Below are 15628 nucleotides of genomic sequence, written 5' to 3' on the forward strand. Positions count from 1 at the left end.
GGAATCAATCAACAACAATGAGTATTATTTGAATCAGGCTTTGGAGTCATTTAAAAGAAATGACATTGAAGTTAGGATGGCTCGAACAGCACAGAATGCATTGGATATAATTGATGAGCTGCTTGATGAGTATGATGCAGCAACAGTTGCAAAGGCAAAATCAAACACATTAGGTGAAATTGACCTTAAGGGTCATTTGGCAGAAAAAAATATTGATGTTGTTGAAACCGATCTTGGAGACAGGATTCTGCAGCTAAAAAAAGTTGACAACAAGCCAGTTCATCCTACAGGTCCCGCTTCACATTTGAATATTTCACAAATTGCTGATATAGTCAATGATTCACTTAATGTTGGAGTTGATGAGGTTCCAAGAGAAATCATGGAAGCTGTAAGAAGTGATGTTTTAAATCGCTTGAAAAGTGCCAACGTAGGTATAAGTGGAACCAATGCAATAGCGTCCGAAGAGGGGTCATGTGTAATGGTGCACAATGAGGGTAATATTTCAATAGTTTCACTGAAAGATTTGCATATAATCGTAGCTGGAATTGATAAAATAGTGCCTACATTGGAGGATGCAATCTCCATTGTAAAGTTGGAGACAATATTTGCAACAGGAAACTATGTGACATCATATATGAATGTAATTTCAGGGCCATCTAAAACCGCAGACATTGAAAAAAAGCTACTTAAAAACATGTATGGTGCTGAAAGGGTAGTTTTAATACTGTTGGATAATGGAAGAAGCAATGCTGCTCCTGAATGCATGTACTGCATAGGATGCGGAAACTGCATTGTGCACTGTCCAGTATATAATGCTGTTGGAAACGAATTCGGATTCAATAACTACCTGGGCGGACGGGGAGTTGCAATGTCAAAATTCATTGAAGACGATGAGACCTGCTTTGAATCAGGATTGTTCATGTGCACATTATGCGGATTATGCACTCTTAACTGTCCGGTATCAATACCTACAAATGAAATAATCGAGAACATGAGAAAACTGTCAACTGAAGTTGGATTTTATCCGAAGGCTCATGGCAAGATTAAGGATAATGTATCTAAAAAGGATTCTCCATATTGATTTTAATCATTTTTTTTTAGTGACTCCTTTGTATATGGATATAGATTTTCAGATAATATTTTAATCTATTAACTATTTAGATTTAAAGAGCATGTTAAAAATGTAATATTAATTTTTCATCTTTTTTTTAAGTAGTTATGAAGTTCTTAAAACTTTTAATTTTTTCATAAGTCCACAATTTTCTTTTTTCTTTAGTGTTTTTCACATACTAAAATCAATATTGTAATGGCTTTATTTTTCTATTTAGACATCAATATTGCTTTTTTAGCCTACATACCTGTATATACTTATTAATTCAATAGTTATTTGTTTGATAATTCTTTTCACCGGTGAAAATAATTGGGGAGGATTATTATGAAAACTTTAAAAAATCTAAAAAAAATTAAAAATAGGGATGAGTATGTCAGACTTTGTGAATTAAATTATGCAAATACTTTCTTAGAAGTCACCGCTCAAAATGAGGAGATTATACAGATTTTACCGACTGAAATTATTAATCCTAACCTTGAAAACAAGTTCACAGACCTTAGGGGATTAACAAAATCCGGTAAAATTGTAATAATTGAAGGGCACACTGGCATCCTAAAAGATTATCATCTTGTGAGATACTATGGATATCACAAAGATACTGGATGTGATTACTCAAAAGATGTGAAATTCATTATTGCTTGTCTTTCAAAAGGTAATAATCAAAAAAGACTAATGACTGAGGAAAATATTTGTTTTAAGCCATATGTACTTGAGCTTAAAAAAATTAAAGCACATAAATATTTAAATAGCTTGAGAACTAAATTTAAAAATCAGACAGAACTTGACCACAGTGATTGTGGGCTTCTAGTTCACTTACCTCTCTTTGATATACCTATCTCTGAAAAAGAATATGTTCATGAAGTTTGTGGATATATTAAAGAGTATTCATGCATTCCTGAAGAAGAAAAACGAATAATTATTCCTGCAATGTATTTGAATATTCAAAGATATATTGATGATGAATACGAACAAGAAAAATTACTTGAGGCGGTAAATATGTTGAAATATTGTGAAAATGGATTAGATAGGCAAATTAGACTTGCCCGTGAAGATGAATCTAAAAAAGTTACTGAAAACTTTGCTTGCAAACTTTTACGTGATAAACAGGATGAAAGTTATGTTCATAAAATGACTGATTTGCATATTTCCAGAATTAAAGAGTTAAAAGCAAATCTTTAAAAATTTGTTTTTTTTTTATCTTTTCTTTTTTTGTTTATGATTAATTAATTTAAATTAACATTATAATTCTTCCTAAAATCAATAGTATTATAAATAATAAAAAAGTAATATTATTATATTATAAAATTATATTTTATTGGAGGAAATACATGCTTCTATTAATAAGTCCTATAAATCATGAAGAAGCTCTTGAATCTATTAAAGGTGGAGCAGATATTGTTGATGTGAAAAATCCTAAGGAAGGCTCTTTAGGTGCTAATTTCCCATGGGTTATCAAAGAAATCAGGGAATTGACTCCTGAAGACAAGCTTGTCAGTGCAACTTTAGGGGATGTACCTTACAAACCAGGTACAGTTTCACTTGCAGCAATGGGTGCTCACGTTTCCGGAGCAGATTATATTAAAGTCGGATTATACGGAACAAAAAACCATGACGAAGCAGTTGAAGTCATGGAAAACGTTGTAAAAACTGTAAAAGATATTAGTGAAGATACAATCATTGTAGCTGCAGGTTATGCAGATGCTCACCGTGTAGGTGCAGTTGATCCTATGGAAATACCAAAAGTAGCAAAAGATGCAGGATGCGACCTTGCAATGCTTGATACTGCAGTTAAAGACGGTCATACATTATTCGATTATTTAGATTTGGAAAAATTACAAGAATTTGTAGACGAAGCTCACGGATATGGTTTGAAAACCGCACTTGCAGGTTCTGTTAAAAAAGACCAATTAAAACCGTTACATGATATCGGTTGTGATGTTGTTGGTATTAGAGGAGCTGCTTGTGTTGGAGGTGACAGAAACACTGGTAAAATACACCATACTGCTGTAGCTGAACTCAAAGAATTATGCGATTCATTTTAATTAGGTGTTTATCATGTCATTTTCAAAAAAAGTTCAAGAAGCAAGAATGTCTTACACTTTTGATGATTTTCTCTTAACTCCAAATGCAAGTTATGTGGAACCTAAGGATATTGACACTACAATTGAATTGGGTAAAGGAATCAAATTGAATATTCCTGTTTTAAGTGCAGCTATGGACACTGTAACTGAAGCAGACCTTGCAATTGCTATGGCACAGCAAGGTGGTATTGGAGTAATCCACAGAAACATCTCACTGGAAAGGCAAGTTGAAGAAGTTAAGAAAGTAAAGAATGCTGAAGATTTAACAATTCGTGATGTTATTACTATTAAACCAGATTCTACAGTTACTGAAGCACTATCTTTAATGCAGGATGAACTTATCAGCGGTTTACCTGTAGTTGACGGTGACAAAATCATGGGTATCATCTCAAAAAGGGATATCAGACCGGTTTTAAAATCAGAACCTAATACTGCAATCAAGGATATAATGACTTCAGATGTTGTAACTGTTGAAGAAGGAGTTTCTGCTGAAGAAGCATTGAATGTTGCTTATGAAAACAAGGTTGAAAGACTCCCTGTTGTAAGTGATGATAAGTTAGTCGGAATTATCACCATTAAGGATATATTAAACCAAAATCAATATCCTAATGCTGCCCGTGATAAAAATGGAGACTTTTTGGTTGCAGCTGCATGTGGTCCGTTTGACCTAGACCGTGCAATGGCACTTGATCAGGCAGGTGCTGACGTCATTTCAATTGACTGTGCTCATGCTCACAATATGAACGTTGTTAAATTCACTGAAACCATTAAGGACAACATTGATGCTGAATTATGTGTAGGTAACATTGCAACTGCTCAGGCTGCAGAAGACTTGATTTCAATGGGTGTAGATGCACTTAAAGTTGGTATTGGTCCTGGTTCAATGTGTACTACCCGTATAGTAGCAGGTGTAGGTGTACCACAATTGACTGCAATTTCAGATGTTGCTGATGCTGCAGCTGACACAGGCGTTCCTGTAATTGCTGATGGTGGTATCAGATACTCTGGAGATGTTGCTAAGGCTATTGGTGCAGGTGCTGATGCAGTAATGTTAGGTAACTTGCTTGCAGCATCATTAGAAGCACCAGGTGACATTGTTGTCATGAACGGTAAACAATACAAAAAATACCGTGGAATGGGATCAATGGGTGCAATGACCAGTGAATTCGATGGTGGAGCAGACAGATACTTCCAAGGACAAAAAAGTAAAATGAACCATACTAAATACGTTCCTGAAGGAATCGAAGGTGCAGTACCATACAGAGGAACAATCGCTGAAATCCTCTTCCAGTTAGTAGGTGGTTTGAAATCATCTATGGGTTACTGTGGTGCTGAAGACATCAAGGCAATGCAGCAAAAAGCGAATTTCGTTAGAATTACAAGTAGTGGTATTAAGGAATCACATCCTCATGACCTGTTAATTACTAATGAAAGTCCTAATTATCCAACACTCGACTAGTTGGATATCATTTTAAATTTTTTTGATGAGGAATTTAAAGATGGCAAAAAGATTTATAGGTTAATATTTTTTCTCATCAAAAAGTAATTTTTTATTCAAAAAAGCATTTTTAAGCAAACATTTAAATATTAGTTAATCTAATATTATCATATTAGATAATTTTATGATTATTTTACATAATCAATTTATTTTAAATTTTAATTATTATGGAGAGAATATAAATGGCAAGAACTAAAAAAGTGGGTATTACAGGTAGGTTCGGTGCAAGATACGGAAGAAAAGCAAAAAGATCTGTTAAAATCATTGAAGAAAACATGAAAAAAAATCATGTTTGTCCTAAATGTGATAGACCATACGTAAAAAGACAAGCTGCTGGAATTTGGAAATGCAGAAAATGTGGTGCAGTGTTCACCGGCGGAGCTTACGTTCCTGAAACTCCTATGGCAAAATCTGCAGCACGCAGTATCAGAGACATTAAAGTGGAGGAATAGGCCTTGTATAGGTGTCCACGTTGTGGAGCAGAAGTAGACCATAAAAGCTACATGGAAAATAAATGTCCTAAATGCAGATATAGGATTTTATTTAAAAATGTTCCAGAAACTACAAGAATTATAAAAGCAAGATAAACTCTCTGCTTTTACTAAATTTTTTACTATTTTTGATTTAAATGTTAATTTCAACTTCTAGAAAACCTTCTCAAAAAACTAGAAAGTTTTGTAAAAATTTGGCTCATGCAACAGGTTCTACCTCTGTTAACAGAGGCAAAATGAATATGCGCGAGTTGCTGTTGAAGGCGTTGGAAGTTGAAGAATACAATTTAGCTGTTGTAAATGAAATTAAGGGAAATCCTAGTAGAATTTCATTTTTTTCAAATAAAGGAGAATTATTGCTTACAATTCTCATTGGAGTGACACTTGCTAAAGAAAAAACCAATATCGCTCCATCTCAATTGAAAATGGTGTCTGAAGTTAAAAGGCTTAATGTTTTAAGCGAAATTTTAGATTTGGATTTAGTGGATAAAGCTGAGGAAAATTATATTTTGGTTTCTAAAAGTGATGATTCTGTAGCTAGAATTCAGTTCATCAACAAATTTGGAGATAAGCTTGATTTCCAGATTAATGTCAAAAAGGTTTTAGAGGTCACAAATGATTAATGATAGTCCTCTAGAAAGAGTAAAAAGCAATATATCTGTTGAATTTGAAGATGATAGACAGGCTAAAATTATTTATGAATCTATTATTTTAGAATTTGAAACTGCTCCTGATTTTAGATCATCCATGACTATTGATTTGGACGGATCTAATATTATGATTAATATTGATGCGGAAGATTCTACTTCATTTAGGGCTTCTGTAAATTCTGCTATAAAGTGGATTAAACTGGCATTAGAAATAAATAACTTAACAAACTAATATTTATATAATTTATAAGGTGATAAAATGGAGATTCCTGAAAATATTCAAGAACAATTAAATCAGTTCCAACAATTACAACAACAAGCTCAAGCTGTAACTATGCAAATTCAAAATGTTGAAGTGCAAGTTCAAGAAACTGAAAAAGCTTTAGAAGAACTTAAAAAAACTGATGAAAATACTGAAGTATTTAAACAAGCTGGTACTTTACTTATTAAAGTAGATTACAATGATGCTTTGGCTGAAATGGAAGACAAATTAGAAACTCTTCAATTAAGAAAACAAACCATGGCTCGTCAAGAAGAAAGAGTTATGAAAAAACTTGAAGAAATGCAAACCACTATCCAGGCAGCTATGCAAGGTATGCAATAAGCTTACCTTATTTTTTTCTTTTTTTTAGATTTTTATGTCAAAATTAAAAGTATTAACTCAGGATGATTTGGCAACTATTTCTGACGATTTCGGTGAAATTTTAGAACAGGAAATTTCAAAAGCTTTGCCTAGTAAGGAAATTGAAGATTTAGATTTGGATATTCTTTTAAGTTATGAAAACAGTCAGTTAGATGTTGATGTTGATGTTGGAGTTAGCTTTGATGAGTTATCTGAAATCACACAAGATCAGATTGCCAAAGCGATTGATGAAGCTTATTTAAGATTTGATTCATATATTGATGATAATTTTAGAGTTTAATTATTTTTTTTAAAATTTTAGTTATTACTTTTTTTATATTTTATATTATAATAAGTAATACTTTTTTATAAAAAAGTATTTATATTAAAAAGTTAAACTATTATATAGAGTTTGGAGTAATCTCAATAGCTTAGCAATATTAGGACAAACACGTAATACTATCTTTCAAATTCCCTCTTTCAATTACTTCAAACTTCATTTATTCTTATTTTTTTCAATTGAACTTTATCAATCTAATTTTATTATATTTGGCAAATTTTTAAATGCCTAAAAATTCCTGTTTTATTATTTTTAAATTTTATTAAATTTTTGTTAAAATTTTAAATAAATAAATTATACTTTGTTTATATTTTTTTAAAAATATTAAAAATCATATATTCAATTTTACTTTAATTTTTTTAAAATATAGTAACATTTATATACTATGCAAATTAACTTATTAAATAGAGGTTCATAACACGGTAGTTATTAACCATAAATTGATCATTATTTTTATTCTCGGGAGGGGGCTGAAAAACAGTTCAGTTCCTCCCACCTCCTTAAGTTTTTAATACTAGTTTTTTCTAATTTTATATCATGATTAAAAAAATTCCAGTTATAGATTTAAAACAACATCAGGCAGTAAGCGGCAAATCAGGAATGAGGGACACTTACCAACCATTAAAAACTATTTTTGCACCATCAGCCAATCCGGTTGAAATAGCACAGGGCTTGAAACTAAACGGTGCTGATGAAATGTATATAGCAGATTTGGATTTAATCGAATCACAGGGACACAACATCAACGACATCAAAATGGTCAACACAATAATTCCTGTAATGTTTGACGGAGGAGTGAAAAACTGCGAGGCATTTGAATTTTACCTCGACTACGCATACAAGGTAATCGTTCCAACCGAAACTCTTGAAAGCATCGAGGAGATGGAAAAGATTTTTGAAAAATATCCAAAGGAAAGGATAGTTGTAAGCATAGATACAAAAAACAATGAACTTCTTGCAAAAAACTTTGATATGAGCTTATCTGAATTCAAAGAAATACTGATAAAACTTAATCCGAATGAAATAATCCTATTGGATATTACTGGTGTGGGAACTGAAAAAGGGTATAATAAAAAACTGTTGGAAGAGTTCAGCGAACTTAAAGAAAAATTAATAATCGGTGGCGGTTTAAACAAGGATTCTTTAGGTGAATTGGAATCATTAGGTATAAAAAAAGTATTGATAGGAACTAGCCTACACTCTGGTGAAGTGAAACTTCTAGACTAGAACACTTAAAACAACATACGGGAATATGCAAGCTATAACAAACAATGCAATTCCTAAACCTAATTTAGGGTTATTGTCCTCAAGAGATCCTGAAATTATTAATACGAATGCGAAAAATCCGAAAATTACAGGTAAAATATGTGAAAATATTGTTGTTCCAACTATTGCCATTTTTAATCACTACATTAATTTTAAATTTTTAATTATATAAAATTAACTTTAAATTTTGTATTTCAAATGTTAAATAACTTTTTTATTGTTTAAGTGTCAAATATTAAAAATATGAGAATTGATACGCACCACCACCACAAGAAAGCAGGTGAGAATTTAGCATTTGTATTTTTTATGAATTTGGCTTTTAATATAATTGTTATTGTAGGGGGACTTGCAACCAACAGTGTAGCAATCCTTGCAGACTGCATTCATGACCTGGCGGACACCATTTCCATCGCTCTTGCATGGGTATTGGAGAAAGTTGCTCAAAAGGAATCCAGTGAAAAGTATTCCTACGGTTATCAGAGATTTTCAATTCTGGGTGCAGTTATAATATCCATTTTTGTTATCATTATGGCGTTTATAATACTTCAGGAAGCAATTCCCAGATTATTCAGTCCTGAAGGTGTTGATGCACAGGGGATGCTTGTTATAGCAGTCATTGGAATAATATTCAAATCACTGTCTGTTCATCGTCTTCACAGAGGTGAAACCTTCAACGAAAAGGCGATTCTTCTTCATCAGTTAGGGGATGTTTTTGAATGGGTTGCAATTTTAGTATTGAGTGTGGTTTTAATTTTCTGGGATGGTGCGCCTTATCTTGATCCTTTCGTATCAATTGGTATTGCATTATGGCTGATATTCAATCTTGGAAGAAACTTATACAAATCCGTTGAGGTTCTGCTTCAAAAGACTCCAGATTATTTTGATGTTGCTGAATTCAAATCTAGGATTCTTGCAATAGATGGTGTTAATTCAATCGAGGACTTCCATATATGGTCACTTGACGGAATCGATTCGGTGATGACACTAAAAGTTGATGTTGACTTTGGAAAAAATGTTGAAAACATTAAAAAGGAAATTTATTCCATTTCAAGCGATTATCATGTTGTTGACATAACAATAGAACTGGATTAAAAGGGGTTTTAAATGACACTTGTTGTTATTGGTCCCGTTACAAGGGATCTGATTGAAATTGGTGATGAAAGCATTCAAAAGATTGGTGGGGCCACATATTTCCAGGCATATGTTTTTGAAGAGTTTTTTGATGATTACTTGGCTATTGTCAACTGTGATGATGAAAAACTGGTTGGAAGCTTTCCTGATTTGAATAAGGTCAGTGTAATTAAAAAGGAAGATACTCATTTTTTTATAAATAAATATCCTGATAAAAACAATTTTGATATAAGGGAGCAATTGAGCAATTTTGCCAATATTCCGATTTTGCCTGATGATTTAGAGAATATACTACCTGAAAAGATTGATGCTTTTGTATTAAATCCTCTTAACCGGTATGATTTCCCGGCGGAAACTATTGAATATCTGAAAACTTTTGAGGTTCCTATTTTCATATCTGTCCAGGGATTTCTAAGATGTACTGATGATAAAGTAAATGAGAATTACACTATCAGATTAGATAACTTTAATGAGTTGACGACTATTTTATCAGGCGTTGATGCAATATTTATGGATGAAGTTGAAAAAAACATCATTGGCACTGACTATGATGTAGATGAGATGGTCATAACCAACGGTTCTCAGGGTTCCAGAATTGTTGCAGGTGGTGAAATTAAAATCCCTCCCGTACCATGTGATGATGTTGTGGATACTACCGGTTGCGGTGACACCTATATGGCAGCATATGTTTCTCAAAAATTATTGGCAAAATCAGCTGAAAATGCCGGAAACTTTGCATCAGTGATTGCAAGTGAGAAAATCAAAAATTTTGGACCATATTGCTCTAACAAATAATTGTCAGGTATAAGTTATCTGAACCATTATTTGAATGCTGATGCTGTCAATTTTTAATACATTTCATTTAATTTTTCATTGTTTAGAAAACTTTATTAATTAATATAATTATAATTATATAATGCATTCTGAATTTTTTTTTACACTTTAAAGGGTCATCATGTTAAACAAGTCAACTAATATAATCGAAAAGGAATTTAAAAATTTACGTAAGGAGCTATTGGATTTAACATTAAGAAATCAACTTCTTAACTTTAAATCAAGGGCAAAAAATATCACTATAGTGAACCAAACTCCTATTAATCTTTATCAGACTTTAGTGCTGCAAGAAAATAAAATGTATTTTGTAGCTAATAAAAAGGATAAGAAAGAAGACAAGTCATCAGTGTGGGATCATATTCCATTTGATTTTTCAAAGTTTTCAGAAGGAGACAAAAAGTTAGCTACTGATTTGACCCCCAAGGAATTGCAAAAAAGATTATATTACATTAACAACCAAGCAAAAACAATGCTTCAGGAGCAAGGTTATAACATTCTATACTTGGCTGTCGGATTTTTGGAATGGAAAGACAAATCCAAGCCAAAACAAAAAAATAATGCTCCTCTGGTTTTGATTCCAGTATCAATGGAAAGGAAAAAGGTTGGTGAATCATTCAATCTTGAATGGACCGGAGAGGATATTCAAACCAACATTTCTCTTAAGGCTAAACTCCTTGAAGGAGGAATAGAACTTCCTGACTTTGAATTTAAAAAATATGGTGAAGTCATTGACCATTATATTGCAAGTGTTCGAAGAGCGGTATCAAGAATGGACGGATGGAATGTTAACAATAATGTGGCATTGGGATTTTTCAGTTTCACCAAATTCGTAATGTATAATGACTTGAACCCGGAAGCCTGGGAAGACAATGTTGATTTAACAAAAAATGAATTGATACAGGCTATTTTCAATCCTGCAAAAAACGATCAGGAATCATTTAAAGAGGAAGATATTGACTCAAGACTTGAATATCAAAACATGTATCAGGTACTTGATGCCGATTCATCCCAAATTGCAGCAATACAGGATGTAAAAGCAGGGCGCAATCTTGTGGTGGAAGGACCACCTGGAACAGGTAAATCACAGACAATTGTGAATTTAATAGCAGAATTACTCGCTGAAGGAAAATCCGTTTTGTTTGTATCAGAAAAAATGGCTGCATTGGATGTTGTAAAGGACAGATTGACTGGTGTGGGTTTAGGTAAATTTGTTCTGGAATTGCATTCACACAAGACAAGACGTAAAAAATTCCTGAAGGATTTGCAGAAGGCTACTAATGTACGTGCTCAAGAGCCTTTAAACATTGACCAGACCATTAGGAAATTAGAAACCCTGCGTCGTCAATTGGATGATTATTCTCAAATTATTCACAAACCGGTATTTGCAGTTAACTTATCTGCATTCCAGTTATATGGTATGAAAGAATCAGCGGATGACCATTTTGCAAGAAAAGATGCTTTAATGCCGTTGGTCAGGTTTGAAAGTCCTGAAAGTGTTACTTTAAAAGACTTGGATGATATGAAAATAGCACTTGAAAACCTTGCTGAATTATATCAGACCATTTCAAAAGAAAACCCTTGGAGCAAATGTGCTCCAAAGAGTTTATTACCTGCAGATTTAAGGGAAATTGAAATGCTCATTAATGATACATTGCTTGCATTGGATAATTTCCTTGTCGAACGTGGAAGAGTATATGATATTTATGGAATTAAAAAACCGGATACATTAAACGAGTTTCAAAATTCATTATCTGCATTTGAAATAATCAAGTCTCAAAATGCGGAGCTGATTGATGGAAGTATCCTTAAATCCGGTGCATGGGATGGAAATAATGATGATGCATTCAGATTAATTCAGGAACTTCAGAAATACCAGAAATATGCTGGTGCTTTAACTAAATTCAATCAAAGCATATTCCAGGCAGATATTGATAGGTTAATATATGAATTGCAACATTTGTCAACTAAAAAATTCCGTTTCTTTAACAACAAGCAACATATAGAGCTTGTTGAAAGATATTATGCAGTTCCTGTAACAGGAAGCATTGAAGAGATTGTCAGAGACTTGCAAGAAGCTAAAGTTGTTATAAATATTCGTAAAACTTTGGAAGCAAACAATGCGTTAGGCCAAAAATATTATGGAGGATATTGGCATTTAAATGCTAATCCTAATGATTTAAAGGCTATTGCACGTTGGATGCATGAATTCACTGCGCTTGTACGTGAAGGAACATTTTCACAAAATACCATAGATTTGATGAGTAAGGATCTGTTCGATATTAAGCCTGAAAGGGATTTGGCTGAATATATTGATTCTGGTGAGGAGTTTGTAAGGGTATTGTCAAGACTAAAAGATAAGCTGAACCCAAGAAGTAAACTAATCTTTAAAAGGGAAACAGGTGATGTGCCATTTGAAGCATGGAAAGAACAGTTGTATAATTGGAGAGGACAGCTATCAAGCCTTCATTTGTGGTCACAGTATTTAAATACTAAAAATGCACTTAAAAGTTCCAATGCTAAAATGTTTGTCGATTCAATTGAAAAAAGAAACATTAAAAAAGATGATATTGAAGCATTGGTTGAAGGAAACTTTGCAGATTCACTCTTAAATATATTATTTGTTGAAAACCAGGAACTGGCGACATTCGTTGGAGAATTGCATGAGAATAGAATTCGTGAATTCAAGGATTTGGATAAGCAGATTTTGACATTGAACCGTAAAAGGATTTACCATAAATTAAACAGCAATATCCCGAAAATCTTTGGAGGAACTGAAAATCCTCAAGCGAAAATATTAGCCGGGGAATTTACACGTAAAAGTGGACATATGCCTGTCAGAAAGCTTTTAGAGAAAGCCGGTGGAATGATAAAACAGATTAAACCTTGTTTCATGATGTCCCCATTGTCAATTGCACAATACTTGGATCCGACAAATGAGGAATTGCAATTTGATGTGGTTATCTTTGACGAAGCCAGTCAGGTCAAACCGGAAGATGCACTTGGAGCATTCATGAGAGGAAAGACTGCAGTTGTTATGGGAGATACTCAACAATTGCCACCAACATCATTTTTCGATCAGATGTCAGATGCAGACAGTGACGAGGAAGAGGCGACTTCTCTTGATATGGAAAGTATCTTGCATTTATGTAAATTGTCTTTTCCTGTTAAGATGTTAAAATGGCATTACCGTTCACGCCATGAATCACTGATTAGTGTATCAAACCGTGAATTTTATGATGATGACTTATTAGTTTATCCTTCACCTTCACATTCCGATCCTGAACTCGGATTGAAATTCCATTACAATCCAAATACTCAGTATTTAAGAGGTGCTTCCTCTAAAAATCCATTGGAAGCAAAGGATGTAGTGGAAGAAATATTCAATCATTTTGAAAAATATGGTGATACTAAAAGTTTAGGTGTGGGAACATTTTCTGTTGCACAAAAAAATGCTATTCTTGAAGAATTGGAGGTAAAACGTAAAGAACATCCTGAATATGAACCATTATTCTCAGACAATAAAGATGAAAGATTCTTTGTCAAAAACCTTGAAACAATTCAGGGGGATGAAAGGGATGTCATTTTAATCAGTGTTGGTTATGGTTATGATCAGGACGGAAAAATGTCCCTTAACTTTGGACCGCTAAATCAGGATGGTGGTGAAAGAAGATTAAATGTATTGATTACACGTGCAAGGGAAAAATGTGTCGTATTTTCAAACTTCAAGGCTTATGATATGAATCTGACAGCAAATCCACCATATGGTGTAAAATCACTAAAAGAGTTTTTAGAATATGCTGAAAACTTAACATTGGGAACACCAGGTATTGATGAACACTCCAAGGAACCATTTGAAGATGCAATTGCAAGCTTTTTGGAGGAAAATGGTTATACTGTTGACAGACAGATTGGTTGTGCAGGATTTAGAGTAGATTTGGCCATCGTTGATGATGAAAATCCTGGTAAATATATTTTAGGAATCACTACTGATGGAAAAATGTATGCTTCAAGTAAAGTGGCACGTGATAGGGACAGGCTCCGTGAACAGGTACTGACTGGACTTGGATGGAAATTATATCATTTATGGTCTACTGATTGGTATAGGAATCGTGATTTAGGACGTAAAAAATTATTGGAGTCAATTGAGAAATCTATTCGTGAAACTAGGGAAGAGGAAAAACGCCGTTCTGAAGAAGAAAAAAGATTGGCTGAAAAAAGAAGATTGGAAGCTGAAAAGAAAGCTGAAGAATTGCGTATTGCTCGAGAAAAAGAGGAAGCTGAAAGAAAAGCAAAAGAAGAAGCTGAAGCTGAAGAAATAATTGCTCAAGATATTGGTCCTGAAGACTTTGTTGAGGTTGAAAAAGTAGATGATGGGGATGTTCTTGAAAAACCGATTGATGTTTCAGAACTTGACCCAGAAGAGTTCTTCAAGGAAGTTGCAGCTGAAGATGACATAGTCAAATCAGATGAACCTATTTATGAACAAACTTCTTCACAAAATAAATCAGAATTTGTTGAAGTCAAGCCAGTCAATGAAACTAAAGATTATTCACAAGAGTTTGAAGATTCTCAATTTGTTGAAGTTGAGGATAATGACTCTGATTATTCAATAGAAAATCAATTTGGTGATGAAACTGAAGTCAAATCCCAATATTTGGAAGATGAAACTCCTGTTCAGGAGGCAGAAGTTGAAACTTTAGATGATGTAGATTTAAAAGAGGAAAATTCACCATTGGATGTTGAAGAGGAAATTTCAAAAGAAATCAAATCTGAAAAGATTAAAAATCCTCAGGAATCTCAAGAAGATATTGAAATATGGGAAAAAGAGGATGATGAATCATCCAATCAGGATGATGATGCAGAAATTTGGGAATCTGATGAAGATGTGGCTCCTGAAGATAATGCGGAAGTTTGGGAAAATGACAAGGATTATTCAGACGATGAAAAACATCAATCCGTAACAGATAAAATCAAATCCATCTTTACTGTGAAAAATGATGAAGAAAATGGCGAAAATGAAGGTTCATCATTGTTTGGAGGTCTTAAATTCACTAAGGATCTGGGTGAAAATTCTGATTTAAAAGAAGAATTTGAGAGTGATTTGGCTGAAGATTCCAAAATTGTTGAAAAAGATATTTCAGATGAAGTGGACTCAGGTTTAGATGAGAATACTGATGAGCCTAAGGTTGATTTGGGTTCTGATGATGATTATATTTATGTTGACCACAGTCAGGATGAAGTAACGGATGACGCTTCAACTGTGAAATTCGACAAGAGAGTAGATGATCCTGTTTATGAAGAGATTGTTGAGGAACCTGTTCATGAAGAGAGTCATGATGATTCTGTATTCGAAAAAGATGTTGAGGAAAATACAGTTAAAGATAAACCGAATCCTGAAGTTGTAAAAAAACCTAAAGATGATGAATCCATTTCACAAAATGATAATGTAGATGCTGATGAGCCTAGGGTTGATTTGGGTTCTGATGATGATTATATTTATGTTAACCATAGTCATGATGATTCAGGTTTGGATGAGGATGCTGATGAGCCTAGGGTTGATTTGGGTTCTGATGATGATTATATTTATGTTGACCATAGTCATGA

General features: G+C 33.4%; 15 protein-coding genes. 14 read left to right on the forward strand and 1 reads right to left on the reverse strand.

From position 1 onward, the window contains the following. The 11 genes from IJ258_RS07860 to IJ258_RS07910 form a co-directional block, all read left to right on the forward strand. A partial coding sequence (locus tag IJ258_RS07860; RefSeq protein ID WP_292805453.1) for an LUD domain-containing protein occupies positions 1-1081 on the forward strand: 1081 nt, incomplete at its 5' end. A 354-nt stretch (positions 1082-1435) separates the two neighbouring features. After that, positions 1436-2290: a hypothetical protein gene (locus IJ258_RS07865; RefSeq protein ID WP_292805456.1), complete on the forward strand. Its 855-nt coding sequence runs from the start codon at positions 1436-1438 to the stop codon at positions 2288-2290. Between the two features lie 149 nt (positions 2291-2439). Further along, positions 2440-3153: a (5-formylfuran-3-yl)methyl phosphate synthase gene (locus IJ258_RS07870; protein WP_292805459.1), complete on the forward strand. Its 714-nt coding sequence runs from the start codon at positions 2440-2442 to the stop codon at positions 3151-3153. A gap of 13 nt (positions 3154-3166) precedes the next feature. Further along, entirely contained in the window at positions 3167-4651 is a 1485-nt protein-coding gene (gene guaB / locus IJ258_RS07875) for an IMP dehydrogenase (protein WP_292805461.1), read from the forward strand. A 221-nt stretch (positions 4652-4872) separates the two neighbouring features. Continuing rightward, on the forward strand, positions 4873-5142 hold the full coding sequence (gene rpl37A, locus IJ258_RS07880) for a 50S ribosomal protein L37Ae (protein ID WP_292805463.1): 270 nt from the start codon (positions 4873-4875) through the stop codon (positions 5140-5142). A 3-nt stretch (positions 5143-5145) separates the two neighbouring features. Beyond that, the gene (locus tag IJ258_RS07885; RefSeq protein ID WP_082706360.1) at positions 5146-5277 is read left to right on the forward strand and encodes a DNA-directed RNA polymerase subunit P; all 132 of its coding nucleotides are present in this window, start codon (positions 5146-5148) and stop codon (positions 5275-5277) included. A 41-nt stretch (positions 5278-5318) separates the two neighbouring features. Next, positions 5319-5804, forward strand: coding sequence for a Brix domain-containing protein (locus IJ258_RS07890; RefSeq protein WP_292805466.1), 486 nt, complete (start codon positions 5319-5321; stop codon positions 5802-5804). Beyond that, a complete protein-coding gene (locus IJ258_RS07895; RefSeq protein WP_292805469.1) occupies positions 5797-6063 on the forward strand; it encodes a KEOPS complex subunit Pcc1 in 267 nt (88 codons plus the stop codon). The genes IJ258_RS07890 and IJ258_RS07895 overlap by 8 nt, the downstream gene beginning before the upstream one ends. 27 nt (positions 6064-6090) lie before the next feature. After that, positions 6091-6435, forward strand: coding sequence for a prefoldin subunit beta (locus IJ258_RS07900; protein ID WP_292805472.1), 345 nt, complete (start codon positions 6091-6093; stop codon positions 6433-6435). 34 nt (positions 6436-6469) lie between these two features. Continuing rightward, on the forward strand, positions 6470-6754 hold the full coding sequence (locus IJ258_RS07905) for a DUF3194 domain-containing protein (protein WP_292805475.1): 285 nt from the start codon (positions 6470-6472) through the stop codon (positions 6752-6754). Between the two features lie 576 nt (positions 6755-7330). Continuing rightward, positions 7331-8020, forward strand: coding sequence for a HisA/HisF family protein (locus tag IJ258_RS07910; RefSeq protein WP_292805478.1), 690 nt, complete (start codon positions 7331-7333; stop codon positions 8018-8020). Here the strand turns inward: IJ258_RS07910 and IJ258_RS07915 are convergent. Continuing rightward, a complete protein-coding gene (locus tag IJ258_RS07915; protein ID WP_292805481.1) occupies positions 8012-8191 on the reverse strand; it encodes a hypothetical protein in 180 nt (59 codons plus the stop codon). The genes IJ258_RS07910 and IJ258_RS07915 overlap by 9 nt on opposite strands. A 111-nt stretch (positions 8192-8302) precedes the next feature. On the opposite strand from IJ258_RS07915, the gene IJ258_RS07920 reads away from it, so the two are divergent. From IJ258_RS07920 to IJ258_RS07930, 3 genes are all read left to right on the forward strand, one after another. After that, positions 8303-9151, forward strand: coding sequence for a cation diffusion facilitator family transporter (locus IJ258_RS07920; RefSeq protein ID WP_292805483.1), 849 nt, complete (start codon positions 8303-8305; stop codon positions 9149-9151). Between the two features lie 12 nt (positions 9152-9163). Beyond that, positions 9164-9985: a PfkB family carbohydrate kinase gene (locus IJ258_RS07925; protein WP_292805486.1), complete on the forward strand. Its 822-nt coding sequence runs from the start codon at positions 9164-9166 to the stop codon at positions 9983-9985. 160 nt (positions 9986-10145) lie between these two features. Then, positions 10146-15628: DUF4011 domain-containing protein (locus IJ258_RS07930; RefSeq protein ID WP_292805489.1), on the forward strand; the 5483-nt coding region annotated here is incomplete at its 3' end.

This window comes from Methanobrevibacter sp. (genome assembly GCF_017468685.1).
Lineage (GTDB): Archaea > Methanobacteriota > Methanobacteria > Methanobacteriales > Methanobacteriaceae > Methanocatella.

Excerpts from the sequence above, each read along its gene's own strand:
- IJ258_RS07865 (WP_292805456.1), top strand. The coding sequence starts at position 1,436 with ATGAAAACTTTAAAAAATCTAAAAAAAATTAAAAATAGGGATGAGTAT.
- IJ258_RS07870 (WP_292805459.1), top strand. The coding sequence starts at position 2,440 with ATGCTTCTATTAATAAGTCCTATAAATCATGAAGAAGCTCTTGAATCT.
- guaB (WP_292805461.1), top strand. The coding sequence starts at position 3,167 with ATGTCATTTTCAAAAAAAGTTCAAGAAGCAAGAATGTCTTACACTTTT.
- rpl37A (WP_292805463.1), top strand. The coding sequence starts at position 4,873 with ATGGCAAGAACTAAAAAAGTGGGTATTACAGGTAGGTTCGGTGCAAGA.
- IJ258_RS07890 (WP_292805466.1), top strand. The coding sequence starts at position 5,319 with ATGTTAATTTCAACTTCTAGAAAACCTTCTCAAAAAACTAGAAAGTTT.
- IJ258_RS07895 (WP_292805469.1), top strand. The coding sequence starts at position 5,797 with ATGATTAATGATAGTCCTCTAGAAAGAGTAAAAAGCAATATATCTGTT.
- IJ258_RS07900 (WP_292805472.1), top strand. The coding sequence starts at position 6,091 with ATGGAGATTCCTGAAAATATTCAAGAACAATTAAATCAGTTCCAACAA.
- IJ258_RS07905 (WP_292805475.1), top strand. The coding sequence starts at position 6,470 with ATGTCAAAATTAAAAGTATTAACTCAGGATGATTTGGCAACTATTTCT.
- IJ258_RS07910 (WP_292805478.1), top strand. The coding sequence starts at position 7,331 with ATGATTAAAAAAATTCCAGTTATAGATTTAAAACAACATCAGGCAGTA.
- IJ258_RS07915 (WP_292805481.1), bottom strand. The coding sequence starts at position 8,191 with ATGGCAATAGTTGGAACAACAATATTTTCACATATTTTACCTGTAATT.
- IJ258_RS07920 (WP_292805483.1), top strand. The coding sequence starts at position 8,303 with ATGAGAATTGATACGCACCACCACCACAAGAAAGCAGGTGAGAATTTA.
- IJ258_RS07925 (WP_292805486.1), top strand. The coding sequence starts at position 9,164 with ATGACACTTGTTGTTATTGGTCCCGTTACAAGGGATCTGATTGAAATT.